The organism is Vibrio aphrogenes, assembly GCF_002157735.2.
Classification (GTDB): Bacteria; Pseudomonadota; Gammaproteobacteria; order Enterobacterales; family Vibrionaceae; genus Vibrio; species Vibrio aphrogenes.
Genome location: NZ_AP018690.1, coordinates 601,420 through 625,734, shown reverse-complemented (window position 1 = coordinate 625,734; position 24,315 = coordinate 601,420). Strand labels below are relative to the sequence as shown.

Sequence of the window (24,315 nt, the reverse complement as noted above, 5' to 3'; positions counted from 1 at the left end):
ACATACACCAGAAGTCGTAAAACGGAAATGTGCAATAATCAGTTAGAAACATTATTGAAAAAGCCGAACTTCAACGTATTCGGCATTTTCGGCTTAGTGGTGAGTTTGAAACGACTGAATAGATTAACCGGTACTAGTTCGAACGTGTTCAACTATCAGTATTTATTGTGAATTGACCTGTCATTTCTACACTATTAGAAAGTACACAGGTAACGCTACAACCAGTGCACAGGAGAAAATTCAGCTCGTACTACAGTTCTCGAAAACCACCTGCTTATCTTTTATTGATTACCTTCCATGCTTTTTATCCCATTTATCTGTAATAACATACAACACACCAAATGCTGTAAATAAAACAGTAATGCCGATGAGCAGTGGAACCAGTCCGTTAGCAAGATTTACATAATCCCTCTTTTAACAACTCACTGTTATATATGGGATTTTCATATTTTTGTCAGCGTCAAACATCGCGTTTATCCGGAAAGCTTTTTAGGCAACGTTCGACTCTTATAGATAATACGTTAATCGGTAACAGTATCAATTGAGTGACAGTATAGCCTTGGTAATGTAAGGCATGTCGGGATGAAAAAATAGCCACATAGCTAGCAATTAATAAGTTAGGGTTGGCATGATAAAATTGGTTAATGGATATCAGTAGTTCTTTCACTCTGAATTATAACCTTAGTGGGATCATTGAAAGCGGTAGGAGAGGCGGACTCCTGGTTTCAGTTCGATTGGTTGGTTAAAAAGAGAAACCTGTTACAGATCAGTATGCTGGAAATTGAGACTAAGTGAATAACATGTCAAAGTGGGCAGGCTTTTAAAGTCGCTTGTTTTGCATAAAGTATTAGCGTTAGTCTGATTACTTTTTCATTGAGTTCGTTATTGAATTCACTGTGTTAGCTCACGAAACGGGAACTGAGTACCTTCGTGGGAGTTATTAGTTTAGGTATTTAGGATAACTGTGAGGATAGAAGGATGAAATACGCTCCAATTAAAGATGAAATTACCGTTGAAGATTTCGCGAAAATTGATATTCGTGTTGGTCTAATTATTGACGTCTCTGAAGTAGCCAAGTCAGATAAACTGATGAAGCTAACGGTCGATTTTGGTGATCATCAACGTTCAATTTTGGCTGGTATTAAACAAGAACGCGAAAATCCCAAAGAAATTGAGGGAAAACAGGCCTTGTTTGTAGTCAATTTACCTGAAAGAAAGATGGCTGGTGAAGTGTCTCAAGGAATGTTGTTTGACATTGGTTATGAAGATAAATTGCAACCATGCCTTGCTTGTCCAGAGACTGAAATGCCAAATGGTGCAAGAGCTGGGTAATTCTCAACTTATCAAATTGCTGTGCTCGCTCTAGAAATACTATTCGCAGGTATCAGTGGCAAACAGGATTGGTTATTATGGCTCGCTAAATCATGAAGAATAGGTGAGTGGTAGGTGGTTTTATCATGGGTATAGATACCAAATGGTTGGAAGATTTTATTGCGTTGAGCGAGTTAAGAAATTTTTCTCGTGCAGCTGAAGCCCGTTTTATTACTCAGCCAGCGTTTGGGCGTCATATTAAGGCATTAGAAGAAGCGGTGGGGCGTCAATTGATTGATAGAACCACACACCCGGTTAGTTTAACCCCAGCGGGAAAACAGTTTCGTACGACGGCACGTAACCTTATTCAACAATTAGACCATGGGTTAACCCAACTTAAAGGCGTCGATCAGCCACTTTTTGCACCATTAAAAATTGCCTCCCCTCATTCATTAGCTTCACCAACTTTGATGAATTTAATGGAAGAGATAACAACCCCCAGTGAATTACCTTATAGCGTAGATGTGCTACGAGTTGATTTTGCGACTCAATCTTTGATGGAAGGGCAAACCGATATCCTTTTCGCTTTTGATGTGATTGATTTATTGCAGCCGCCTTATCAAAACATTCCCGTTGGTAAAGGGGCCTTTGTATTGGTTTCAGCAACCGATTCGCAAGGCCAGCCTCTCTATACCCCAAATTTAGAACAACCAGTGCCTTTTTTACGTTATTCTTCAGAAAGTTATACCGCTCGCTTAATTGAAGGGCATGTCGGCTCTGATTTGGGATTTTCTCATAGAACGTGCTTTGAATCTTCCATGTGTCAACTGCATAAAGACATGGTGTTACGTGGTAAAGGGGTGAGCTGGCTTCCTAGTTGCTTAATTGAAGCTGAGTTGGCGAGTGGTAAGCTACATGTTTTTGATGATCCTCGCTGGAATGTTCCTTACCAAATGAGAATGTATCGTAACCATAATAGGTTATCGGATATCGGGGAACAATTTTGGGCGCACTTGAAAAGCAAAGTAGCTGACGGTTGGCTCCTTTCATTGTTGTGACCTTGAGCTGAACTTCTCAGCCATTTTTTTATGTTTCATTTCTATGCGGCGTTTTTATGCGGTTCGCTATTTTATGCGGCGCGCTATGTCGAAACGACACTGGTCTATCAAAATAGGCATTTCACTAAATCTCATTTTCTCCTCAGACTAAAGCAAACGTTTGCTTTCTTGGGGGAATAATGAGGCAACTGACATTAGAGCAATTTATCAACCGCATTCCTAAAGCGGATATCCATTATCATTTATTAGGTGGTGTGCGTTTAGAAACTATGGTGGATCTCGCTGAGAAATACCAACATCCACTGTCATTAAATGAAGCGAAGAGCTATTACAGAGCTTATCAACACCAAACGGGCTCCTCAAAAGGAGGGATTGCAGCATTATCACTGTTATACCAATTGATGCAGCAGCCAGAAGATTATTATCGCGTTTTGCTTGAAGTGGCCGAAGATGCACAGGCTTGTGGGGTGAAATATATTGAGACTTTTTGGAACCCATCCGATACGGATTTAACGTATGAAGTGGTCAATCAAGCGTTGGTAGCGGGGATTGAGGCGGCATTTGAGCAATGGGGTATCGTCATCCGCTTAATTCCTTCTATTAATCGTGAAAAATCTCCAGAAGTGGCGCTAGCGATGGTGGAAGCCATGATTCGTTCTCCACATCCTTATGTATTAGGGATCGGGATTGATTATAAAGAGCATCATGCGCCAGTAGAACATTTTTGGAAAGCCTACCAATTAGCCCAAAAACACGGTTATAAATTGACAGCGCACTGCTCTGAATTTGGCCTGCATTGGCGAAATGTGGAAAGTGCGATTGAGCTGTTGCAGGTTGATCGTATCGATCATGGATACAGTATTATTGATAATGCACAGTTAACACAAAAATATGCCGCTTTGGCGATTCCTTTTACCGTGGTTCCTTCCAATACGTATTTTCTAAACCAATGGCCTAATTACCAAGAATGGTGTGCTAACCATCCCATTATCACCATGGCAAAAGCGGGCTTAACTATTGTGCCATGTACTGATGATTGGCACATACACAATACCAATACCACCAATTGTTATCGGACTATGGTGGAAGATTTTGGCTTCGATGTATTGAGCTTGAAAACCTTTATGATCAATAGCGTGAAGGCGAGTTGGATGGATGAAGAGCAGAAAAACCTCTGTATTCAATCTTGGAGTGAGGCATTTGATGACGCTTATCAACAATTGGATGAGCAGATTTTGTTGGATCAAGCCCATCACATTCACTACCGATCTCCATTAGTGTAATTCGCTGATTTTTTTTAGGATAAATCATGGAAAAGATTAAAGCTTTTTTTGAGTTTGAAAAATATCAAACCAATTTTAAAACCGAAATTATTGCCGGTTTTACTACTTTTGCCACTATGGCCTATATTGTGGCTGTCGTACCAGGCATGCTAAGTAAAATCGGTTTGCCTTTTGGGGAAGCGATGACCGTCACAGTGATTATGACTGTGATTACCACTATTGCGATGGCGGTTTATACCAATCGACCGTTTGTTCTCGGGCCAGGACTGGGAAGTGTGGCCATTTTTTCTTTTACTTTAGTGGGCGGCGGCGTGCCATTAAGTATTGCAGCAGGCATCGTCTTTATTAGTGGTGTGCTGTTTATGTTGGTGTCTTTTCTTGGGGTGAGGGACTTTATTGTTCGTGTGATCCCACATGGAGTAAAAGTCTCGGTGGGTGTTGGTATTGGCTTATTTATCGCGCTGCTGGGTTTAAAACAGGCCGGTGTGGTAGTCGCCAATGCAAGTAAGAATGTCTTAAACTTTGGCGATTTAACCTCAACGAGTGCCTTATTAGCCTTTTTCGGGTTTTTCTTAGTGTTATTTTTTACGGCACGTAAGATCCGTGGGGGGATTATTCTGGCGATATTGATCACAACGATCATCGGCATTCCACTTGGGATTACCCATGTGCCGGATTCACTGATTTCTATGCCGCAAAGTATCGAAGATATGGCATTTAGCCTGGATATTCTAGGCGCAATGGATGTGAAATATCTTCCTTTTTTATTGGCTTTCTTTATCCCTGATTTCTTCTCAACGTTGGGGACCTTGTTAGGCGTAGGCGCACAAGCGGGTTATTTAGATGAAAAAGGTAACTTGCCAGGCATTGAAAAGAACTTTCATGTCGATTCGGCTGCGACAACCTTTGGGGCGCTCTTCTCTTGTCCGGTGTTAACGACTTATTTAGAAAGCTCGGCGGGTGTCGAAGCTGGAGGAAAAACAGGGTTTACCGGAATAGTGACAGCGGCTTTGTTTGCGTTGACATTATTTTTATCGCCTCTTGCGACAATGGTTCCAACGGTGGCTACGGCACCTGTGCTGATCTATATTGGATTTTCGATGATGACGTCATTGCGTAAAATTAATTATGACGATATTACCGAATATTTTCCGGCGTTTGTGTGCGTCGCGATGACCATTTTTAGTTTTAACTCAGGTAATGGGATTGCCGCCGCTTTAGTGGTGTATGCCTTCTTGAAATTGGTACTGGGGCGTTTTAAAGAAGATCATTGGTCAGTCTATGTTATTGCTATTGCGATGATTTATTATTTTAAAATTGTCGCTGGCCATTAACTCGCTTTAAATAGATAAATTCTTTTTAATCAATGAGATAAACTCTCGATGGATAAGGTTAATACTTTGTTTGTCGAGAGTTTCAATTATTGGTCAAATCAAGTTGTCCTCCGTGGTAAACCTCGTGCTAAGTCACAGAAATCATGTTCAAAGCAGATTTGATATTGCTTAAACAATGCAGACACGTATACTTCATCTCACTGAGTATATAATAATACAATTTGGAGTATTTAAGATGTCTAAACCAGTTATCGGATTTATCGGCCTAGGTTTAATGGGCGGCAACATGGTAGAAAACCTACAGACTCGTGGTTACCAAGTTAACGTTATGGATCTCAACAAAGAGGCTGTTGCAGCGGTTTTAGCTCGTGGTAATGCAGCGGAAGCAAGCTCTGGTAAAGAACTGGCTGAAAAAAGTGATATTGTTATGCTTTGCTTAACGACTTCTGAAGTAGTTGAAAAAGTCGTTTATGGTGAAACAGGTATTTTAGCAGGTATGTCGGAAGGCAAAACTCTGATTGATTTCGGTACCTCTATCCCTGCATCAACTAAGAAAATTGGTGCTGACCTAGCAGCGATTGGTGCTGGTATGATCGATGCTCCTTTAGGCCGTACTCCTGCTCATGCTAAAGATGGTCTACTTAATATCATGGCAGCAGGCGACATTGAAACCTTCAATAAAGTGAAGCCAGTGCTTGATGAGCAAGGTGAAAACGTATTCTATTTAGGTGCACTAGGTTCTGGTCATGTGACTAAGCTTGTGAACAACTTCATGGGTATGACAACGGTTGCCACTATGTCTCAAGCTTTTGCTGTTGCAAAACGTGCCGGTGTTGATGGCCAACAACTGTTTGACATTATGTCAGCTGGCCCATCAAACTCTCCATTTATGCAATTTTGTAAGTTCTACGCGGTAGATGGTGAGGAAAAACTAGGTTTCTCTGTTGCGAACGCCAACAAAGACTTGGGTTACTTCCTGGCTCTATGTGAAGAATTAGGTACTGAATCGCTAATTGCTCAAGGTACTTCAACTAGCTTACAAGCGGCTGTAGATGCGGGCATGGGTAACAATGATGTACCGGTTATCTTTGATTACTTTGTTAATTTGAACAAGTAATTTAAATCAGCATAAATCTCGAAACTCGTTATTGTTAGGTGTTGTGCCTAGTTATAACGAGTTTTTTATTTACCCCATCCATACCTTATTTTCTTTTTTGATTTAACCTCAACTGCGGATAAGAGTGTCACAATAAAATCCTAACTCATTGATATATAGGTTAAAAAATATCCACCAGGTACCTGAGGTTGGTTACTTTTTCTCAATGCTGCAATTTGGGATGAATAACAAGGCAAAATCATAAGTCAATAGCTGGCCTATTGCGTTGATTTTAACGAAGTTAGACGCCCAAAGTGTGGTATTGAGTGACTTCTAGTTATCCGCAGTTGAGGTTAATTTACTACTTGCGAGCAATTTGCAGTAGATCTCATTTCTCTACTTTAGCTGGTTAAATCTTTTTACTTTAAGTTTATTTGTAATACAATATACCTAGTGTTTGGGTTGTATCAAAAGCACCAATATTGAGATTATTGTTGTTACAGTGCCGGTTACGGTAAAACTATAATTTTGGATCTGTTGAGTGCAAATTCTAATTGAGAAGAGAGAATAGATATGTCTAAGAAGGTTGCATTTATTTCTGGCGCTACAGGCGGAATTGGCTTTCAAGTAGCGAAACGTCTTGGTCAAGATGGTTATACCGTGGTTTTAAACGGCATTGAAGATGAGCAAGGCGCAGTACGTGTTGCTGAATTAAAAGAGTTAGGGATTGAAGCTGAGTATTACGGCTTTGATGTGACTGACGATAAAGCGGTGACTGAAAATATCAATGCGATTGGTGAAAAATATGGCAAGCTTGATGTTGTGGTTAACAACGCTGGTGGCTTAGGTGGTCGTAGCCCAATGGAAGAAATGACGACGGATTTCTACCGTTTCGTTATGGCGCTAAACCTAGATAGTGCCTTCTTTGTATCACGTGCTGCGATTCCATTCTTGAAGAAAGCAGAAGGTGGTTCAATCATCAACTTCACATCAAACGCTGGGTGGAATGCTGGTGGTCCAGGCGCAGGAATTTATGGTGTATCTAAAGGCGCCGTTCATACTTTAACTCGTGCTCTAGCTAAAGAATTGGCTCCTGCAGGTATCCGTGTTAATGCTGTGTCTCCAGGAACCATCGATACGCCTTTCCACGCTCAAATTAAAGCGACTAAACCAGAAGTGTTCGCTTCATGGAAAGACAGCATTCTACTTGGCCGTCTAGGTCAACCAGAGGAAGTCGCTTCAGTGATTTCTTTCTTAGTCAGTGATGATGCGTCCTTTATCACCGCAGAAACCATCCAAATCGGCGGTGGCCAAGCGCTAGGTATTTAATCTAAGAGCCAGTTATTTAATGTAAGAGCTAGTTATTGAATTAAGCTCTCGATATCTCCTCAATGTATTGACATTGTGAAGATCAGTAAGCGGCTGAACAGGCAGAGTCCCCTATGGCTTTGATGTTGAGTCGCTTTTTTATTTGTCCAGTTAATAGCTTGTTGCCGTTTATTCGCCTGTTACTGTTTATTCTGTTATTAACAGAAGATAGCGTTCTATCATGATGAGCGAGTGACTGTTTTTTATGGTGACATTTCTTTATGTGTGAACGGTAGATTTCATTATTGAGCGGCGCTATAACCATTGAATTCGGGCATTAATGATTGATCCATTGCTGCAAATGTTTCAAAACCATCGCCTGCCGTTTAGTGTGTGGCTTGTGGCGTTTTCCAACACAATACAAAGGTTCAGTGACTCTTTGAATCGGCTGATGAATAGCAATCTCTTCATTTAAAGAAAACCCGTCTACCGCACTTTTGGGTAAGACGGTAAATCCCATTCCTTGCGAGATGGGCAATAAGATCTGACTTAATTGATTGATATAACTTTTAGTGGGAATTTTTTCAATTTCAATATCTTGCCAACTTTCTTCACCACATCGATGCAAATAAAGCGATAAATAATGATCGGCATCAGGATGACGTATCATGCCTAATGACATCAGTTGTTGTACCGTGATCGGTGAAGCTTGATAACTTTTAGGCACCACTAGACACAAAGATTCCACCCCAAGTTTTTCAATTTCAAAAAAACTCTCTTGTGGCTTATGAGTCACGATACCTAAGTCAATTTTTCCTTCTTGCACATCATTGAGAATCTTTTGATTAGGGGCCACTTCTAATTGCACGATAAGCGCTGGATTGTGTTTTTGCAGCTCAAGTAATTTAGGAAATAACGACAGAGCTAACGAGCCAGAGCAAGCTAATTTAATATCACCATGATAAGGGTCGTCGGTATTGAGTGTGTCCAATAAGGCTTTTTCATTGAGGCTTAACTGCTGGGCATAAGCATACACTCGCTCACCTTGTTCCGTTAATTCGAAGGTTTTGTTATATCGAATAATTAAATCGTGTCCACAAGCGGCTTCTAATTTCTGGATATGCTGGCTGACTCCTGGTTGAGTCATAAACAGCTTCTCACTGGTTTTAGTGAAGTGTCCGACATCCACTAAAGTTTTAAAGGTATGTAGCCAAACCGGGTTCAACATCGTATTCATCACTCTGATAACAATAATTTATTGAAATGAGAATAATCGATAATTTTAAAATGTAAAGTCAGTTGATTAATATTCACCTCAAGCAATAACAAACACCAAAACTAAACCATTAAAACAATGAGGTAATCAATGGATAATAAAACATACCCAAGAACGTTTTCTCATATCGGTATTTCGGTGCCTGATCTTGAGGCGGCGGTAAAATTTTATACGGAAGTATTGGGTTGGTATTTAATTATGGAACCGACAGATGTCGTAGAAGATGACTCTGCAATCGGCGAAATGTGTACCGATGTCTTTGGTGCAGGCTGGGAGCGTTTTCGAATTGCGCATATGTCAACCGGTGACCGAGTAGGTGTAGAATTATTTGAATTTAAGAATCAAGAAAACCCTGAAGATAACTTTGAATACTGGAAAACTGGCGTATTCCACTTCTGCGTTCAAGACCCGGATGTTGAAGGTTTAGCGGAACGTATTGTAGCCGCTGGTGGTAAAAAACGCATGAAAGCGCCACGTTATTATTATCCAGGTGAGAAACCATATCGCATGATCTACATGGAAGACCCGTTTGGTAATATTCTTGAAATTTACAGCCACAGCTACGAGTTACATTACTCTAGCGGTGCTTATAATTAACCTCAGCTGCGGATAATTAACTTCGTGAGACTAAGTCGTTATATATAAAATAAAGGAAAGCCAGTAGTGTTTATTACTGGCTTTTTACTATGAGAAATGAGAGGGCAAGGCGTTAATTTGGGGAAAGGCGTGGTTGTGTGGCCTTTTTTTGCCAATAAATAGAGGCGATGACAATGAGCATATACACTGCATGTGCCAATATCGTTTCAACGGTAGGATAAAAACCGATGAGGTTAATAGTGGGTAAGCTTGGCAGCACATGAATGCTTAATGTGCCCGTCAGTTGCAGCGCATGAATACTCACACCTAACATTTTGAAAGCTAAGAAATACACTAACCATGTGAAGACTTTGAAAATCACAGGGATGGGCAATTTCATAGAGCTTTTTAAAATGAGCACCGCAACCAGAGCAAGAATAACGATGGCAATGACAATGCCAAGAATGAATTGACTCAGCGCTATTTTTGGCAAAATGCCGGCATAAAATAATACCGTTTCGGCCCCTTCACGAAATACCGCTAGAAAACTTAAAGCCCCTAGAGAAAGAAAACTTCCGACACTTAAAGCCTTGTTGGTATGTTGATGTAAAAAGCGTTTCCACGATTCTGCGGATGATTTGCCATGTAACCAAATACCGACAAAAAGCATCATTAGTACCGCAAATAATCCCACAATGCCTTCTAGTTTCTCGCGTGTATTGCCTGCGATGTTGGTCGGCAAGAACTGCACTAATCCCCAGGCTAATAATAAGCTGGTGACTAACCCTAAGGCGGCACCGCTGATCACCCAAGATTGCCCCCGTTTTTGCTCTGCCGCTTTCATGGTTGAGAACAAGGCAATCACAATCAAGAGCGCTTCTAAACCTTCTCTTAATAAAATCAGAGCGGCATCTAAGGCGGTGTAATTGGCAGCAGGGTTTAACGCCGACAGTTCATCAATCAGCCGTTCTAATTTGCTTTGATGCTTGTCATCACCATTCGCCGCCATAATTAGTGGCAGTTGATTTTCAACCCGAGTGTACAAACTGGGTGAGCGGGTGCTGACATCACTTTCAAAAGTGGGCCAATGCTGGATGAAAGATAAGATGTTTTGGTTGCCCGCACTGGTGTCGTGTTGTTGATAATCACTTAAGGCAGTGTTTAATAACGCAATACCGGAGGCTAATGTCATATCACTGGTGCTGGTTGTGATGGTTTCACCACGGTTGAAACTGTCGAGCGAAGCGCCTAATTGATCCGTTTGCTGTTGGATCTGTATCCACGATGGTGTAGCGCGAGATTTCTCTACATTTAATAGTGCTAAAGCTGTCTCGATTTGACCATAATGTCCCATACTGGTTTCATGCACGACACGTTCACGTTTTGCCCAGGCCGAATTAAAACGCCGGAAATGGGTATTCACTAACGCCATATCTTGTTGAGCAACGGCTTGCGCTAATGCGTCATAAGTTGGCATGACGTACTTAATGAATTGTTTACGCATGGTGGCGTAATCAACGGGATTGACGTATTTTTCCAGCGCAATTAATGCTGAAGATAAGGCGGTTAAATGTTCCACCGTTGGTGATTGCTGCGCCGTTTTCATCGCTTTGATGACGTTTTTTTTATTGGCCGTTTCTGCAATATTAAGGCTAGACAAATAGGTGTCCATTTGTGAAACGTCTTGTTTTGCCGCGCTGAGGTCACCACTTTTCGTTGCTCCTATCGCATCAGAAAGCGCGATGTAAGCCGGAGAAAAGTTGACCTTATCGGCGGCAAGCGCGTTGGCACTCAATAGCAATAGAGCGCAAACCATAACGCGCTTAAAAAGGTGAAAAAACTTAACCTTCGAGTAAAGATTGTCCAAGGTACTCTCCCTCTTTGACACCAGGAAAACAAGCGAATAAGCCGCTTCCTACATGAGTAATGTATTCATTCATTTTGTCGATTTTGCCAAAGGCATTTTGTATATCGATAAATTGTTGTGGTGATTTTTGAAATGACACAAACAGGAGCCCAGAATCATACTGACTGGTACGAGTATTGATGCCTTCGACGTAAGAAAAAGAACGGCGTAGCATTTGTTGGCCTGTACTGTGAGCAAGGTGTACGTGTGAATCAACCGGCATCGCAGGTTCACCTTTATGGTCTTTTAGCGATGGATTGATAGGTTCAAATTCTTCAGTTTGTCCCATTGGTGCGCCATTTAGTTTATGTCGTCCAAAGGTATTTTCTTGTTCGCCAAAGCTGGTGCGGTCCCAAGTTTCTAAATGCATTTGGATACGACGAACCACTAAGTAGCTTCCGCCTTGTAGCCAATTGGGTTCGGTTACCCAAATATGCTTATCTGGTTCTTGCAGAGTCAAAGCGTTGGCTGTGCCATCTTTAAAGCCAAATAAATTACGTGGGGTTTGATTCGGCTTATCATAAGAGTTGAAGCCGCTTTGCGCCCATAGCATTGAAACCATTGAGGTTCGGGCATAGCGAACTAATTGTCTCACGGCGTGAAAAGCCACTTGAGGGTCATCAGCACAAGATTGAATGCAGATATCACCACCAGTGTATTGATCTTGCAGTTGATCACGAGGGAAGTGCGGCAAAGGGGTAAACTCTGCCGGAGCTTTATCGGCTAATCCGAGTTTGTGTAAAAAAGAAGGAGCAATACCAAAGGTTAAGCTCAAATTATTACTGGCTAAACTATCGGCTTCGCCAGTATCGGAAGGTGGCACATATTTATTTTTTCGATAGGGAGCAACATTCTCACCTTGAGTTAATAACGCCGCTTGTTGAGTCCATTGCTTGAAGAGTTGAATGACAGCGGCTTTATCGGTGCTGTCTAATCTCAACACCATAAAATAAATATGACGCTGTTGCGGAGTGACAATACCAGCCTGATGTTGCCCATAAAATGGGATAGGGGTATAGGTTGCTTGCGTGAGATTTTCTGCTGTGGTTGTTGAGCCTTGAGACGCTAATGCTTTTCCGAAAAGAAGAGAGGAGCCGCCTAATGCCGCTCCTTTTAGCAATAGACGACGAGATAAACTAGAAGGTTCAAGAGATGTTTTATTCTGTCGTTTATTCATTATGCATTTATTCCAAAATAATACCCATTTGAGCAAGCGGTTCGCCCAATTTGTTGACTGCTTCGGCTAAGCCCGCAATTTCGGAATCGCTTAATTCGGTATAAGATTTGAATTTATCACCGACTTTTTGTTGAGCAAGTAACTGATTCACTTGTGCAAAACGGTCATCTAAAGTCTTAACTAGATTCGGGTCAATCGTGGTGAGCTTGGCTTTAAACAGAGTGTAAATTTTCTCAGCACCGTCGATATTGCCTTGGAAGTCATAGAGATCAGTATGAGAGTAGATTTCTTCTTCGCCAGAAATTTTACTGGTTGAGACTTCATTGAGTAGGTCAATAGCACCTTGAACCATTAATTCTGGCGTGACCTCAACGGTAGCGACTTTGGCACGTAGCTCTTTCACATCAGACATCAGTTGTTGGCTATATTGCTCAGTACCTTGGGTAGTGTTATGGACCCATAATATTTCTTCAATAGGGTGAAATCCGGTCCACTTTTCATTGGGCTCTAAGTCGGCTTTACGGGCATCAATGCGGGGATCTAAATCACCAAAGCTTTCTGCAATGGGTTCAACCGTTTCAAAATTCATGCGCACAATCGGATAAAGCGCTTTGGCTTCTTCGAGTTTTCCGGCATTTAAATAGTCCACAAAAGTTTGAGTTTGTGTTACTAAAGCATCAATTTTATTGATCGAAAATGTTTTGTATTCCTGTAATTCTGCATCAATGTTTGGCGCAGCTTGTACCGCAGAGATATTCAAGCTAGCAAGCAGTGCTAAGGATAAGCACGTGTGTTTAAACGTCATAAGACCTCACTTTTGATAATGATAATTAGTATCAACAAATGAGATTGTACGAGCGAATGTAACAATGTCAAATGGTTTGTTTCTAAATGTAACTAGTTTTAGTGTGGTTATTTTGAATAAATTGTTGCTATTTTGAAATGAAATGCATGAAAAATACGATTATCATGAAGCGAAATAAAAAACAAAGATAATTAGAAAAATAACCGCCATCGTGCAGTACAAAGGCGGTCATTGAGATTAGGGAAGGAATAGGAAGAACACCTCCCATTGTTAGAATGGCTTAGTTAGAGAGTTCTAACTTTGAGAAACTTACGCTGTTATAGTCACCATTTTTCACGTCGGTTGCAAAGTCACCAGTACCTGCACAACCAGGAGACCAGAAGCCTTCATCATCTTTCACGCTACATTGACCATAAGCTCCGGCTTTGAAGTAGAAAGAATCGCCGGCATAGCCGTGTGGGTTATCTTTAGAGTCAACTTCGCCAGAAGGGGTGAGGTTTTTAGACAAATCGATTTTGTATTCAACGGTCTTATGGTTTTTAGTCGTAAAGGTTAAATGCATGATATTGCCTTTAACGTCGACTACGTAACTAAACTCTTCGCCTAAAGCAAGGCCAGCCTCTTTAGGGTCGGCTTTGTTTTCCCAAGTATTGCCCCAAACTGGATAAGCGATATCGATACGGTTTGGATCGTCTTTTTCTAAGTTACGTTCGTAGTTCCAGAAAACAGACCCTGTTGTATGACCCGGCCATTTTTTGTAGAAGATTTTTAAAGGTTCGTTGCCATAACCAAAGCCGCTGTTTGCTTCCATTAATTTAGGATCTTTGTTGGCATGAATTTGGCCCACTACCACTGAATAGGCAGGGTACTTGTCGGGTTGATTGGCGTGCGTCGCTACATGATTGACTTTGAGGGTGGCGGATAACTTACCACCAATCGCACCGTATTGTTTAGCATTAGGGTGGGCGGCAATCGCAAAGTTATTAGCCGGTGCTTTAACATCAATGGTGAGATCGGTGCCACGTAACATTTGACGTAATTCAGAGCGAGCATTAGAAGAGCCTGACGTGGTAATGGCTTTATTTTGAACTTGGAAAACCATATTGCCATCGTCATCTAAGAAGAAATAATCTGGATTGGAGTAGCTAAACATAGCGACGCCTTCGATCTCGTCAATTTTACCGTTTTTATCTCGATCTTCTGGTACGGTAATTTTCCAATTCATCATGTCAAACTTATCCGCGGGTACGGGGTAAGCTTGCTGTTGTGCCATCGAGTTTGCCGAGAAACCTAAAACAACCGACATGCAGAGAAATTTTTTTAACATGTTCTGTCCCTTTTACATTTTTTATTGGAATAAAGTTGCGATGTTTAATCTTACATTTTTGAAGAGAATACATTTCGCATTAACATCTTATGATAATACAAATAAGTGAGTGGTGAGATTTATCACAAATTGAAATTATACAGTGAAGGGGTTAGTGAACCCCTTCACATATTAAGATTAAAAGTTGTGGATTAAGCCTAATGCTTCAGGAAGCGCCAAACTTAATGCTGGAATAAAGGTGATTAATAGTAACGTAATAATTAATACGGCACAGAAAGGCATGATGGCTTTAATCACTTTTTCTATTTTGGCGTTACTGACACTACAGCCAACAAATAAAGCGGTTCCGACCGGAGGCGTAGCAATACCAATACATAAATTAAAAATTATCATCATGGCAAAATGTATAGGATGCATGCCTAATTGTGTGGCAATGGGCATAAAAATAGGGGTGAAAATTAATAATGCCGGGGTTAAATCCATAAACATTCCTACGATCAATAATATTAAGTTCATTAATAAAAATATGATGATTGGATTGTCGGAAATAGATAACATCCATTCACTGATCATGTCAGGTAAGCCTGTAAACGCCATGGCCCAAGACATGATGGTTGAAGCCCCGATAATAAATAACATGATGCCGGTGATTTCAGTAGTTTCAATACTGATTTTTTTCATATCCGCCCATGAAATTGAGCGATAACAAAGTGACAAAATAAAAGAGTAGAGTACCGCTATACATGCGCCTTCAGTCGCTGTGAATACACCGCCAATAATCCCACCAATTACCACGATAATTAAGCCAAGGCTTGGGATGGCTTGCCAAGTAATTAAGGCTTTTTCTTTTATTGTTTGCTTAATATAAGCGTGCTGATCGTAACCTTTGCGCTTAGCGATAAAGTAAGCGACGATCATGCAGCTAAGTCCCATTAATATCCCAGGGACATAACCGGCAATAAATAGTGCGGCGACTGAGGTTCCTCCACTGACGACAGAGAAAACGATCAATGAGTTACTCGGGGGAATTAATAATCCTGCAGGGCAAGAGGCAACATTAACCGCAGTGGTATACGCTTTATCGTAGCCTTCTTTTTTCATTTCGGGTGCTAACGTTTTACCGACGGCTGCGGCGGCCGCAACGGCAGAACCAGATACCGCTCCAAACATCATATTAGATAAAATATTCACGTGCGCTAAAGAGCCCGGTAATCTTCCCACTAATAATTTTGCAAAATTGACGAGGCGACCTGCAATGCCGCCGCGATTCATAATATTGCCCGCTAAGATAAAAAAGGGAATCGCGAGCAAACTAAAGCTATCGACACCAGTTACAATCTTTTGTCCTGCGGTCATTGAAGCAACATCAAAAGGTAAAATCGTATACATGATAACCAATGAAGACATGGCAATCGCAATGGCAATCGGCACGCTGAGTGCAATCATGGTTAAAAAGAGGCATAAAAGCCAAAAGCCGACTGAAATATCCATAATTCAGGTCTCTTATATTAGGTTAGTTATTTTTAAACATGGGTTCTAAAATGTTTAAAATCAGATAAAGCAGAATCAAAATGCCAGACACTGGCAAGATAAAATAGACATAAGCCATTGGGATTTGTAGTGCGGGAGAAAATTGCTGCATCGTGCGTCCAATTAATGCAGATCCCCCTTTTAGCATGGCAAGAGAGACAAAAGAAATAATCAGTGTATTAATAAAGAATTGTAAAAATAGATTTATTTTAGGTGGGATGCTATCGGCTAATAATGTAATTGCAAGATGGCCTCGTTTACCAAATAAATAACTTGCGCCAAGTAAACCTAACCAAATCATTAAATAGCGTGATAATTCATCCGTAAAAGAGCTGGGATTATTTAATATATATCGGCTAAATACCTGCCATGTGACCGTAATCACTAAAGATAAAAGTGCAAATCCACAAACGATAAGAATAGTTTTATCTAAATATGAGCGAAACAATTTAAGTTGAGTATACATAGAATACCCTTTATTTTATTACCAAATACAGCTTGCCCTACCTCAATCATAGAGGACAAAGAAGTAGGACAAGTATGATAAAAACGATGTAATAGGCTATTGATTGACGCTTATTCGATCGCTTGGATTCGCTTAATATAATCGCTTAACTTTGGATCTTTTAATGCTTCATCGAGCATTGGCTGTACTTTTTGTTTAAATTTGGCTTTATCAACTTCCACAAACGTTACGCCCATTTTTTTGGCTTTTTCAACGTTGGCATTTTCAATTTGATCCCACAATTTAATTTCTTCATCAAGGGATTCTGCAGCGGCTTCTTTTAGGATTTTACGTTGATCATCGGTTAAACCATTCCAAGAATTTTCCGAGATAATGATTAAATCGGGGCTCATGGTGTGCTGATCCATGGAGTAGAATTTTGCTACTTCACTATGGCGCATTTCTACCAAACTGGAGACGTTGTTTTCGGCAGCGTCAATCACACCTTGTTGTAATCCAGTATAAACCTCGGTAAACGGCAATGGGGTGGCTTTGGCACCGAGCAAGCTTATCATCTGCATCATGGTTGGAGATTCTGGTACGCGAATTTTCATTCCTGCTAAGTCATCTGGCGTTTTAATGGGTTTTTTCGCATAAAAGCTACGGGAGCCTGAATCATAAAAAGTTAAGCCAATAAATCCTTTTCCTTTACTGGAGTTGAGCATGTCTTGCGCAATATCGCTTTTCATAAATTTACGCATGTGTTCAGGATCATTGAATAAAAATGGGATAGAAATCGTCTTAAAGGTGGGTTCAAATGATTCTGCGAGTGAGCCGTTAATTTTCGCCATATCAATGGCACCTGTCACGACTTGCTCAGCTTGATCTCGTTCAGAGCCTAACTGTGCATTGGGGAAGATTTTAATGGTTAAATCCCCATTTGATTTTTCTTTTACTTTATCAGCAAAAATAACCATCCCTTTATGAGCGGCATTATCTAAAGACATTGCATGCCCTAATGTGAGTTGTTTTGCTGAAGCATTAAAATGAGTGAATAGGGAGGCAATAACAAGAGGTAAAAGTAACTTTTTCATTCTATATCCTTATTATGATGATGTTCCTTAAATGAGTGTATTTAAGTGTTTAAATAATACAATAAGGCCCTGTTCAAAATATGACCGCCGTCTTAAATTCATTATAATTGTGACTAAGATAACATTAGAATAAATTTCTTTGTGAGCGGGTTTGTATTTAATCCTTATATTTCATTTGCTTACATTTAATTGGCTGAGTAATGAATTGTGATTCGTTTTTTATTTTTAATAAATTAATCATACAAAATTATAAAAATGTGAAGTAAAGCATTATGTATTTTTATGGATGGTCGATTGTCTGGGAGCGAGGAAATAGTTGGAGTTGAAGAAGTAATGTTAATGTTGAAAATTCATGTTGCTCTTTAAGAAGGTTCGTTTTTTAAAGGCATATTCTAATTTTAAGTCCTAAGTGAAAAAATGGTTTAAACTTTTTACCCGATCACATTAAGTCATACAATAACATTATATTATTGTGGTGATTAATGACATCATAAGGACGATAAAATGAAAAAGGTGTTTCTTGCACTGTCGATTGCTGGAGTTGTGACAGGTTGTACAATTAATGAACCAAAAGAGCCTGCAACAATTGCAATGGCTGAAAATAGCTATGTGGCTGCAAATAACAACGTGGCGGCATTGGCACAGTCACTGGATGTGACCAAAGCACCTGCCGAAAACTTTGACTTATCTAAGTGGAAAATCAACTTACCTTATCCCGATGATAAGCCAGAGCGTAAAGGTCAGGTGATGGAGTTATCGAAAGAACAGTTGAATAACCATGTACCGCCATTCAGTGATCCGAATTGGTTCTATACCGATGCTAAAACTGGTGCGATGGTCTTTAAAGCTCCCAATGAAGCGGTGACAACCCCAAACAGTAAAAATACTCGTACGGAATTACGAGCAATGTTAGCGACAGGCTACAATGATCCTGCTAACAACTTTGTAGTTGCGGCACATAAAGATGCCAATAAATATGGCGCAATTGGTGGCGAGCTTTCGGCAACGTTGTCGGTAGATTGGGTTAGTACCAGTGGTAATGATGCTAAATCTGGCGCACATGCGGTGGTGATTGGACAAATACATGGTTCGAATAATGAACCCCTAAAGATCGTTTACCGTAAAATGCCAAATCATGAATACGGTTCGTTATCTTGGAATTACGAAACCAATCCAATTAATAAATCTGACCGAAAAGATATTAAGCATGATGTGTTCGGTAAAAATAAATTATCGAAAGCATCGAGTGATCCCGTTGATGGTATTCGTTTAGGAGAAGTATTCTCTTATGATGTGAATGTTAAAGACAATGTGATGCATTTAACTTTCAAAAAGAATATCGGGGAAGCGAATGAAATCGTGAAAACTTACGATGTGGATTTAAGTAAGCCATACCCAGGTGAAGCGAAAGATACCAGCTACGCTCAAGATTGGATGTATTTCAAAGCGGGCGCGTATAACCAATGTAATACTGGCTCATCTCAATGTACTAACAATGGAGTAGAAGCAGGTGATTATACGCAAGTGAGTTTCTATAAATTGGTATTAAATCAATAAGGTTATCGATAAGGCTGAGTGATTAAAGTACAGCGTTCATAACCTGGAAAATGAATAAGAAAAACGGCCAATTAAATATTTAATTGGCCGTTTTTATATCGTTATTGTGTGATTGTTTTCATAAAAGTAATCAAGGGATTAAGGTCTCTCTAATGGGATGAATTCAGCTCAATCCAACGGTCGTTTTGGCGAATTAAATCAATGATCTTTTGGTATTCGGCACCTTCTTTGAAGCCTTGATAAGATTCAACGGTTTCGCCGCTCAGATCTTTAACTAATTGAGTGGCTAAGTGGGTCCAACTGCGCTGAGTATCATCGTCAATATCAGGCAGGGCGCTACGAATAGAGTCTGGTAAATCGATTTCTTGCCATTCTTTATTGTCATCCCAAAGGTACAGAGGGCCACTACCATAATGTCCTTTAATATAAATCGATCCCTTACTGCCATGAAATACAATATGATCTTCATTAAAGCGAGGTACTAAACCGCCATGTTTAAACAGTACCGATACTGGCTGTTTGGCGGGTAGACGGCTTTCAATTTTCATTAACACGGTGTACGACCATTCCACATCACAATCACGCCATTCCAGTGAGGGATCATTGATATCTTTCGGAATGAAATTACGGCGTTGAGTAAAATTATGCACACCATTAACGACAGGCGCTTGTGGCATATCATTACGCACTTCACCTTGTAGCGCTAAAATATTGTCGCCAATCACAGAGGTGACAATTGAGAGTAAATGAGTGAAGTTGTTATTGAGACGGCCACCGCCATTTTCTATGGTATGCGACCAACCAAATGGGATGTGTCGGTCAAGGTTAAAGTGGGAAATGCACTCCACTTCTAATGGCTCACCAATTCGACCGGATGCCACCAATGCTTTAGCATGCATAATTTGCGGCATATAGCGGAAACTGGCAGCAAATGCGGTTTTCACTTGTTTGGCTTCCGCCAGTTCATAGAGGGCTTGGGAAGTGTCACCACTGGCGGTTAAGGGTTTATCACAGAACACATGACAGCCAAATTGAATAGCTTGTGTGATCGGTTCAACATGTGCCCCGCCGGGAGTTGCAATTGAGACAATGTCGGGCTGGCAGGTTTCTAGTGCCAATTGCCAATCTGTGCCAAAGTAGGGAATCGCCATGTCTTTGGCCACTTTTTCAACGACATCGGGCGTTCTGCCAACAATGCCAACAATGTCAGCACCAGCATCACGAAACGCTTGTGCATGTCCTTGTCCTGCAAACCCGGTTCCGTGGACTAATACTGTTAGTTTTGAACTCATACTGTGCCTCTGTTTTATCAATCTGGTGTTAAGGTTATTGCGCTAATCTGAAGTGAATTACCAATGCCATAAAGTGCCATCTTCAAGGCGACTAACCGGTAAATAGGAACGTTTGTAAGGGTATTGAGTTGCGGCTTGCTCATCAAATTCAACCCCTAGCCCCGGAGCATCACTGACATAAATCATGCCATTTTCTAACTTCATATCGTGTTTAAAAATGGTTTTAGACTCTTCATTGCCAAAGCCGACAAATTCTTGGATCCCAAAGTTATGGGTTGAGATATTGAGGTGCATGTGGGCGGCAAAACAGATTGGGGAGAGATCGGGCGCCCCATGAGGCGCTGTTCTCACGTTGTAAATATCCGCAAAATCAGAGATCTTTTTCACACCAGTAATGCCGCCAGCATGTGTGGCTGCCACTCGAATGTAATCAATGAGCTGATTTTGGATCAGGTCCTTACAATCCCAAATCGTATTATAAGTTTCACCGAGTGCCAGTGGGGTCGTAGTGTGGTGACGAATCAGTTTGTAGTTATCTTGGTTTTCAGCAATCGAGGCATCTTCTAAAAATAGTAGCTGATACTCTTCAAGCATCTTACCTAATTTTGCCGATTCGATGGGGGTTAAACGGCTATGCACATCATGCAAAAATTGCGCTTTATCGCCAAAACGTTGACGAGCTTGTTCAAATAACTCTGGCACCAGTTTGAAGTATTTTGCCGTCGACCATTCTTGCTCTGGCGGGAGAGGGCGATTGCCTTGCAGTTCAAAATAGTCTTTTTTATCGCCTAATACGCCGTAGGTTTCTGACAAGCCCGGAATGGCCGATTGCAAGCGAATCGCTTTAAAGCCTTGTTGGATTAATTCCTCGGTTTTATCTAAAGTATCTTCAATGTTTTCGCCATTAGCATGCGCATATAGGGTGATCGCTTCACGGCACTTGCCACCTAATAATTGATATACAGGTAATCCGGCAACTTTTCCTTTGATATCCCATAGAGCCATATCAATGGCGGCAATCGCGGCCATCGTAATTGGGCCACGACGCCAATACACACCTTTGTATAAATATTGCCAAATATCTTCGATGTTGTGGGCATCTCGGCCTACTAAACAGGGAACCACATGCTCTTCTAAATAGGTGACCACCGCTAATTCGCGCCCATTAACAGTGGCATCGCCTAAACCATAGACCCCCGATTCTGTCGTGACTTTTACGGTCACAAAATTGCGTCCTGGGCTAGTAACAAATACTTGAATATCGGTAATCTTCATGGTGTCTCCAAGAGTTTAGTTAAGTGAAGAACGCGACTGATTTTGAAAAATAAAGCCGTCTGTAAACCGATTTAGTAAATCGGTTTACTTGATAAGATAAAAGGATCCAGATAGCATGTCAATTCATCAACATTGATCGAGATAACAAATCATACAAATGACGAAAATTAGAATTATCGATGTGGCAAATTATGCCAATGTCTCTAAAAGTACCGTGTCTCAATACTTGAATGGACGCTTTGGTCACATGTCGGAAAAGACCAAAGAAAAGATTAAAAATGCGATCAGTGAATTGAATTATGTCCCTAATCCAATCGCCCGCAGTTTAAAAAGCGATAAGACCAAAACGATAGGGGTGATTGTTCGTGATATCAGTGGTTTTAATACCAGTCGAATTTTGCGAGGAATCGATGATTATTGTAAACAGCAGGGGTATAACGTCTTAATTTACAATACTGATTTTGATGAAAAAATAGAAAAACAATCACTCATTGCCTTAAAGCAGATGTGTGTTGATGGCATCATTATCACCTCTACCGGTAAAAATAATGAACTGCTTAATGAGTACATGGCCAGTGGTTTTCCGGTGGTGCAATTCCAGTTGGAATATCAAGATACGCAAAGCCCTATTGTGGTGTCGGATTATCAAGAGTCGGCACGAAAAGCGACAGAGTATTTGATTTCATTAGGCCATCAACGAATTGGTTTTATTACGCAAGACTTTGAAAGCAGCTTATCAAGACAGCAACGTTTTCAAGGTTATCAGCAAGCGTTAGAAGCCAATCAAATCCCATTAGATGACAAACTGATTGTATATTGGCAACGCAGTCGTGGCTTTGCAGTGAATGATATGAAAACCTGGCTACAAGGTGAAGAGGCCCCAACAGCAATTTTTACTCAGCATTTAGCTATTACTTCTGAGATCTTAAAGTTATTTGACCGTTATCAAATCGAGATCCCAACAGATATTTCTTTGGTTGGGTTTGATGAAATTCCTATGGTGGATTTATTGAAAGTACCAGTCACTGCGGTTCAACAAAACTCTTATCAAATTGGCTGTGAGTCCGCCAAGTTATTGTTAGCAAACATTCATGATGAAAAACCAAAGGTAGAAAAAGTAGTGGTGCCTAGTGAATGGGTGATCCGGCAATCTTGCTCAAGACTTGAGTGATAGCGAACGGTTCGGTGAAAGGCTTGAAGTTACTTGGGTATATTAAGGGTTTGAAATTAAGTAAGAGCTTTAATTGATTGATATTAGTATAAATCAAAAAAAGGAGGCGTATTCGCCTCCTTTGTGTATAGAACCTTGATAAGTTCGTTATTGAGTCTTAAGTTATTAAGCCTAAGTTATTAAACTTGGATTATTAAGCTTGGATTATTAAGCCTGAGTTTTTGAGTCTTAATTATTAAACATAAGGTATTAAGCATCAGTGGCTTACCATCAATCATTGAAAAAGCTACGTTGTAAAGCAAACTCCAAACCACGAATTTCAGCGAGGCCTTTAAGACGACCGATGCAAGAATAACCAGGGTTGGTGACTTTATGTAAATCATCAATAATTTGGTGTCCATGATCCGGTCTCATTGGGATCAGGTCCGGTTTGCCATTTTTCTTACGCTGATGTTCTTGTTTTAAAATCGCTAAGATCACTTCATACATATCCACATCACCGTTTAAGTGAGCGGCCTCATAAAAGCTCTGTGGATTGTCTTCTCTTTTGGTGGAACGTAAATGAGTAAAATAAATACGGTCGCCAAAAGTTTCAATCATCTTGACCAGATCATTATCTCCGCGTACCCCATACGAGCCGGTACACATGGTAAGGCCATTCATTTGGCTTGGAACTTGAGTGGTTAAATACGCTATATCCTCAATGGTCGAGACAATTCGTGGCAAGCCCAAAATCGCGCGCGGTGGATCATCTGGATGAATCGCCAGCTTCACGCCATGTGCTTCACAAGTGGGGATGATACGGTTTAAGAAATAGACTAAATGTTCACGTAATTTGGTTGCATCAATGTGGTCGTATTTGGCCAGTTGGGCTTTAAATTGCTCGAGAGTGTAACCTTCTTCCGCCCCTGGTAATCCGGCAATGATATTTGAGGTTAATTGATCAATTTTGTCTTGAGGCATGCTCGCAAAGCGGTGTTTTGCTGCTTGAATATCCTCGCTTGAATAATCCAATTCTGCTCCAGCACGTTGCAAAATACAGAGTTCAAAAACGGCGAAATCAATATTATCAAAACGTAGGGCTTTAGAACCATCTGGTAATTCGTATTCAAGATCAGTACGAGTCCAATCTAACACCGGCATAAAGTTATAACAGACGGTATGAATACCACATTTGGCTAAGTTAATGATCGATTGCTGATAATTTTCAATCCATTGCTCAAATTGCCCGGTTTGAGTTTTGATCTCTTCATGGACGGGAATGCTTTCGACTACGTCCCAAGTTAAGTCATGGTTTTCAATTAAGGCTTTTCTTTCTAAGATATCGTGTTCAGACCAGACATCACCATTTGGAATATGGTGTAGGGCGGTAACAATGCCGGTAGCTCCCGCCTGACGAATATCATTTAAAGTGACGGGATCCTTTGGCCCGTACCAACGCCATGTTTGTTTCATAAAATCTTATCCAATATAGTAATAATGAAATATTGGCAG

Annotated in this window: 20 protein-coding genes; 9 read left to right on the top strand and 11 right to left on the bottom strand. The window is 40.7% G+C overall.

What is annotated here, in order from left to right; all coding sequences use genetic code 11:
- The first annotated feature begins 978 nt into the window (after positions 1 to 978).
- From VCA1004_RS14035 to VCA1004_RS14010, 6 genes are all read left to right on the top strand, one after another.
- On the top strand, positions 979 to 1,332 hold the full coding sequence (locus VCA1004_RS14035; RefSeq protein WP_086981063.1) for a tRNA-binding protein: 354 nt from the start codon (positions 979 to 981) through the stop codon (positions 1,330 to 1,332).
- 125 nt (positions 1,333 to 1,457) lie between these two features.
- The gene (locus VCA1004_RS14030) at positions 1,458 to 2,369 is read left to right on the top strand and encodes a LysR family transcriptional regulator (protein ID WP_086981062.1); all 912 of its coding nucleotides are present in this window, start codon (positions 1,458 to 1,460) and stop codon (positions 2,367 to 2,369) included.
- A gap of 179 nt (positions 2,370 to 2,548) precedes the next feature.
- Entirely contained in the window at positions 2,549 to 3,652 is a 1,104-nt protein-coding gene (locus VCA1004_RS14025; protein ID WP_086981061.1) for an adenosine deaminase family protein, read from the top strand.
- 26 nt (positions 3,653 to 3,678) lie between these two features.
- Positions 3,679 to 4,986 (top strand): NCS2 family permease, encoded by a 1,308-nt coding sequence (locus VCA1004_RS14020; RefSeq protein ID WP_086981060.1) that lies wholly within the window; start codon positions 3,679 to 3,681, stop codon positions 4,984 to 4,986.
- Between the two features lie 235 nt (positions 4,987 to 5,221).
- Positions 5,222 to 6,103, top strand: a complete 882-nt coding sequence (locus VCA1004_RS14015; protein WP_086981059.1) for an NAD(P)-dependent oxidoreductase — start codon at positions 5,222 to 5,224, stop codon at positions 6,101 to 6,103.
- Between the two features lie 552 nt (positions 6,104 to 6,655).
- Positions 6,656 to 7,411 (top strand): SDR family NAD(P)-dependent oxidoreductase, encoded by a 756-nt coding sequence (locus tag VCA1004_RS14010; protein WP_086981058.1) that lies wholly within the window; start codon positions 6,656 to 6,658, stop codon positions 7,409 to 7,411.
- A 316-nt stretch (positions 7,412 to 7,727) separates the two neighbouring features.
- Here the strand turns inward: VCA1004_RS14010 and VCA1004_RS14005 are convergent, their stop codons facing one another.
- Positions 7,728 to 8,618 carry a LysR family transcriptional regulator gene (locus VCA1004_RS14005; protein WP_086981057.1) on the bottom strand — a complete coding sequence of 297 codons (891 nt, stop codon included), beginning with the start codon at positions 8,616 to 8,618 and terminating at the stop codon, positions 7,728 to 7,730.
- A 138-nt stretch (positions 8,619 to 8,756) separates the two neighbouring features.
- On the opposite strand from VCA1004_RS14005, the gene VCA1004_RS14000 reads away from it, so the two are divergent.
- The gene (locus tag VCA1004_RS14000; RefSeq protein WP_086981056.1) at positions 8,757 to 9,263 is read left to right on the top strand and encodes a lactoylglutathione lyase family protein; all 507 of its coding nucleotides are present in this window, start codon (positions 8,757 to 8,759) and stop codon (positions 9,261 to 9,263) included.
- A gap of 112 nt (positions 9,264 to 9,375) precedes the next feature.
- Here the strand turns inward: VCA1004_RS14000 and VCA1004_RS13995 are convergent, their stop codons facing one another.
- The 7 genes from VCA1004_RS13995 to VCA1004_RS13965 form a co-directional block, all read right to left on the bottom strand.
- Positions 9,376 to 11,058: an FTR1 family iron permease gene (locus VCA1004_RS13995; RefSeq protein WP_086981055.1), complete on the bottom strand. Its 1,683-nt coding sequence runs from the start codon at positions 11,056 to 11,058 to the stop codon at positions 9,376 to 9,378.
- Between the two features lie 25 nt (positions 11,059 to 11,083).
- A complete protein-coding gene (gene efeB, locus VCA1004_RS13990) occupies positions 11,084 to 12,325 on the bottom strand; it encodes an iron uptake transporter deferrochelatase/peroxidase subunit (protein ID WP_086981054.1) in 1,242 nt (413 codons plus the stop codon).
- 7 nt (positions 12,326 to 12,332) lie between these two features.
- On the bottom strand, positions 12,333 to 13,130 hold the full coding sequence (gene efeO / locus VCA1004_RS13985; protein WP_086981053.1) for an iron uptake system protein EfeO: 798 nt from the start codon (positions 13,128 to 13,130) through the stop codon (positions 12,333 to 12,335).
- A gap of 280 nt (positions 13,131 to 13,410) precedes the next feature.
- Complete coding sequence (locus tag VCA1004_RS13980; protein ID WP_232012685.1) at positions 13,411 to 14,436, bottom strand: polysaccharide lyase family 7 protein; 1,026 nt, start codon at positions 14,434 to 14,436, stop codon at positions 13,411 to 13,413.
- Positions 14,437 to 14,634: 198 nt separating this feature from the next.
- Positions 14,635 to 15,948 (bottom strand): TRAP transporter large permease, encoded by a 1,314-nt coding sequence (locus tag VCA1004_RS13975; protein ID WP_086981051.1) that lies wholly within the window; start codon positions 15,946 to 15,948, stop codon positions 14,635 to 14,637.
- 22 nt (positions 15,949 to 15,970) lie between these two features.
- On the bottom strand, positions 15,971 to 16,453 hold the full coding sequence (locus VCA1004_RS13970; RefSeq protein WP_086981050.1) for a TRAP transporter small permease: 483 nt from the start codon (positions 16,451 to 16,453) through the stop codon (positions 15,971 to 15,973).
- Positions 16,454 to 16,563: 110 nt separating this feature from the next.
- Positions 16,564 to 17,526: a TRAP transporter substrate-binding protein gene (locus VCA1004_RS13965; protein WP_086981049.1), complete on the bottom strand. Its 963-nt coding sequence runs from the start codon at positions 17,524 to 17,526 to the stop codon at positions 16,564 to 16,566.
- Between the two features lie 591 nt (positions 17,527 to 18,117).
- Between VCA1004_RS13965 and VCA1004_RS13960 the strand changes: the two genes are divergently transcribed.
- Positions 18,118 to 19,083, top strand: coding sequence for a polysaccharide lyase family 7 protein (locus VCA1004_RS13960; protein WP_232012684.1), 966 nt, complete (start codon positions 18,118 to 18,120; stop codon positions 19,081 to 19,083).
- Positions 19,084 to 19,232: 149 nt separating this feature from the next.
- Here the strand turns inward: VCA1004_RS13960 and VCA1004_RS13955 are convergent, their stop codons facing one another.
- Positions 19,233 to 20,375, bottom strand: coding sequence for a Gfo/Idh/MocA family protein (locus VCA1004_RS13955; RefSeq protein WP_086981047.1), 1,143 nt, complete (start codon positions 20,373 to 20,375; stop codon positions 19,233 to 19,235).
- Positions 20,376 to 20,432: 57 nt separating this feature from the next.
- Positions 20,433 to 21,650 carry a D-mannonate dehydratase ManD gene (gene manD / locus VCA1004_RS13950; RefSeq protein WP_086981046.1) on the bottom strand — a complete coding sequence of 406 codons (1,218 nt, stop codon included), beginning with the start codon at positions 21,648 to 21,650 and terminating at the stop codon, positions 20,433 to 20,435.
- 157 nt (positions 21,651 to 21,807) lie between these two features.
- Between manD and VCA1004_RS13945 the strand changes: the two genes are divergently transcribed.
- Complete coding sequence (locus VCA1004_RS13945) at positions 21,808 to 22,821, top strand: LacI family DNA-binding transcriptional regulator (RefSeq protein ID WP_086981045.1); 1,014 nt, start codon at positions 21,808 to 21,810, stop codon at positions 22,819 to 22,821.
- A 270-nt stretch (positions 22,822 to 23,091) separates the two neighbouring features.
- Here the strand turns inward: VCA1004_RS13945 and uxuA are convergent, their stop codons facing one another.
- Positions 23,092 to 24,276 carry a mannonate dehydratase gene (uxuA, locus tag VCA1004_RS13940; RefSeq protein ID WP_086981044.1) on the bottom strand — a complete coding sequence of 395 codons (1,185 nt, stop codon included), beginning with the start codon at positions 24,274 to 24,276 and terminating at the stop codon, positions 23,092 to 23,094.
- Positions 24,277 to 24,315 lie beyond the last annotated feature (39 nt).

Excerpts from the sequence above, each read along its gene's own strand:
- VCA1004_RS14035 (WP_086981063.1), top strand. The coding sequence starts at position 979 with ATGAAATACGCTCCAATTAAAGATGAAATTACCGTTGAAGATTTCGCG.
- efeO (WP_086981053.1), bottom strand. The coding sequence starts at position 13,130 with ATGACGTTTAAACACACGTGCTTATCCTTAGCACTGCTTGCTAGCTTG.
- VCA1004_RS13945 (WP_086981045.1), top strand. The coding sequence starts at position 21,808 with ATGACGAAAATTAGAATTATCGATGTGGCAAATTATGCCAATGTCTCT.
- VCA1004_RS13955 (WP_086981047.1), bottom strand. The coding sequence starts at position 20,375 with ATGAGTTCAAAACTAACAGTATTAGTCCACGGAACCGGGTTTGCAGGA.
- VCA1004_RS13975 (WP_086981051.1), bottom strand. The coding sequence starts at position 15,948 with ATGGATATTTCAGTCGGCTTTTGGCTTTTATGCCTCTTTTTAACCATG.
- VCA1004_RS14010 (WP_086981058.1), top strand. The coding sequence starts at position 6,656 with ATGTCTAAGAAGGTTGCATTTATTTCTGGCGCTACAGGCGGAATTGGC.
- VCA1004_RS14030 (WP_086981062.1), top strand. The coding sequence starts at position 1,458 with ATGGGTATAGATACCAAATGGTTGGAAGATTTTATTGCGTTGAGCGAG.
- VCA1004_RS13980 (WP_232012685.1), bottom strand. The coding sequence starts at position 14,436 with ATGTCGGTTGTTTTAGGTTTCTCGGCAAACTCGATGGCACAACAGCAA.
- VCA1004_RS13995 (WP_086981055.1), bottom strand. The coding sequence starts at position 11,058 with ATGGTTTGCGCTCTATTGCTATTGAGTGCCAACGCGCTTGCCGCCGAT.
- efeB (WP_086981054.1), bottom strand. The coding sequence starts at position 12,325 with ATGAATAAACGACAGAATAAAACATCTCTTGAACCTTCTAGTTTATCT.
- VCA1004_RS14015 (WP_086981059.1), top strand. The coding sequence starts at position 5,222 with ATGTCTAAACCAGTTATCGGATTTATCGGCCTAGGTTTAATGGGCGGC.
- VCA1004_RS13970 (WP_086981050.1), bottom strand. The coding sequence starts at position 16,453 with ATGTATACTCAACTTAAATTGTTTCGCTCATATTTAGATAAAACTATT.
- manD (WP_086981046.1), bottom strand. The coding sequence starts at position 21,650 with ATGAAGATTACCGATATTCAAGTATTTGTTACTAGCCCAGGACGCAAT.
- VCA1004_RS13965 (WP_086981049.1), bottom strand. The coding sequence starts at position 17,526 with ATGAAAAAGTTACTTTTACCTCTTGTTATTGCCTCCCTATTCACTCAT.
- VCA1004_RS14020 (WP_086981060.1), top strand. The coding sequence starts at position 3,679 with ATGGAAAAGATTAAAGCTTTTTTTGAGTTTGAAAAATATCAAACCAAT.
- VCA1004_RS14000 (WP_086981056.1), top strand. The coding sequence starts at position 8,757 with ATGGATAATAAAACATACCCAAGAACGTTTTCTCATATCGGTATTTCG.
- VCA1004_RS14025 (WP_086981061.1), top strand. The coding sequence starts at position 2,549 with ATGAGGCAACTGACATTAGAGCAATTTATCAACCGCATTCCTAAAGCG.
- VCA1004_RS13960 (WP_232012684.1), top strand. The coding sequence starts at position 18,118 with ATGGCTGAAAATAGCTATGTGGCTGCAAATAACAACGTGGCGGCATTG.
- uxuA (WP_086981044.1), bottom strand. The coding sequence starts at position 24,276 with ATGAAACAAACATGGCGTTGGTACGGGCCAAAGGATCCCGTCACTTTA.
- VCA1004_RS14005 (WP_086981057.1), bottom strand. The coding sequence starts at position 8,618 with ATGTTGAACCCGGTTTGGCTACATACCTTTAAAACTTTAGTGGATGTC.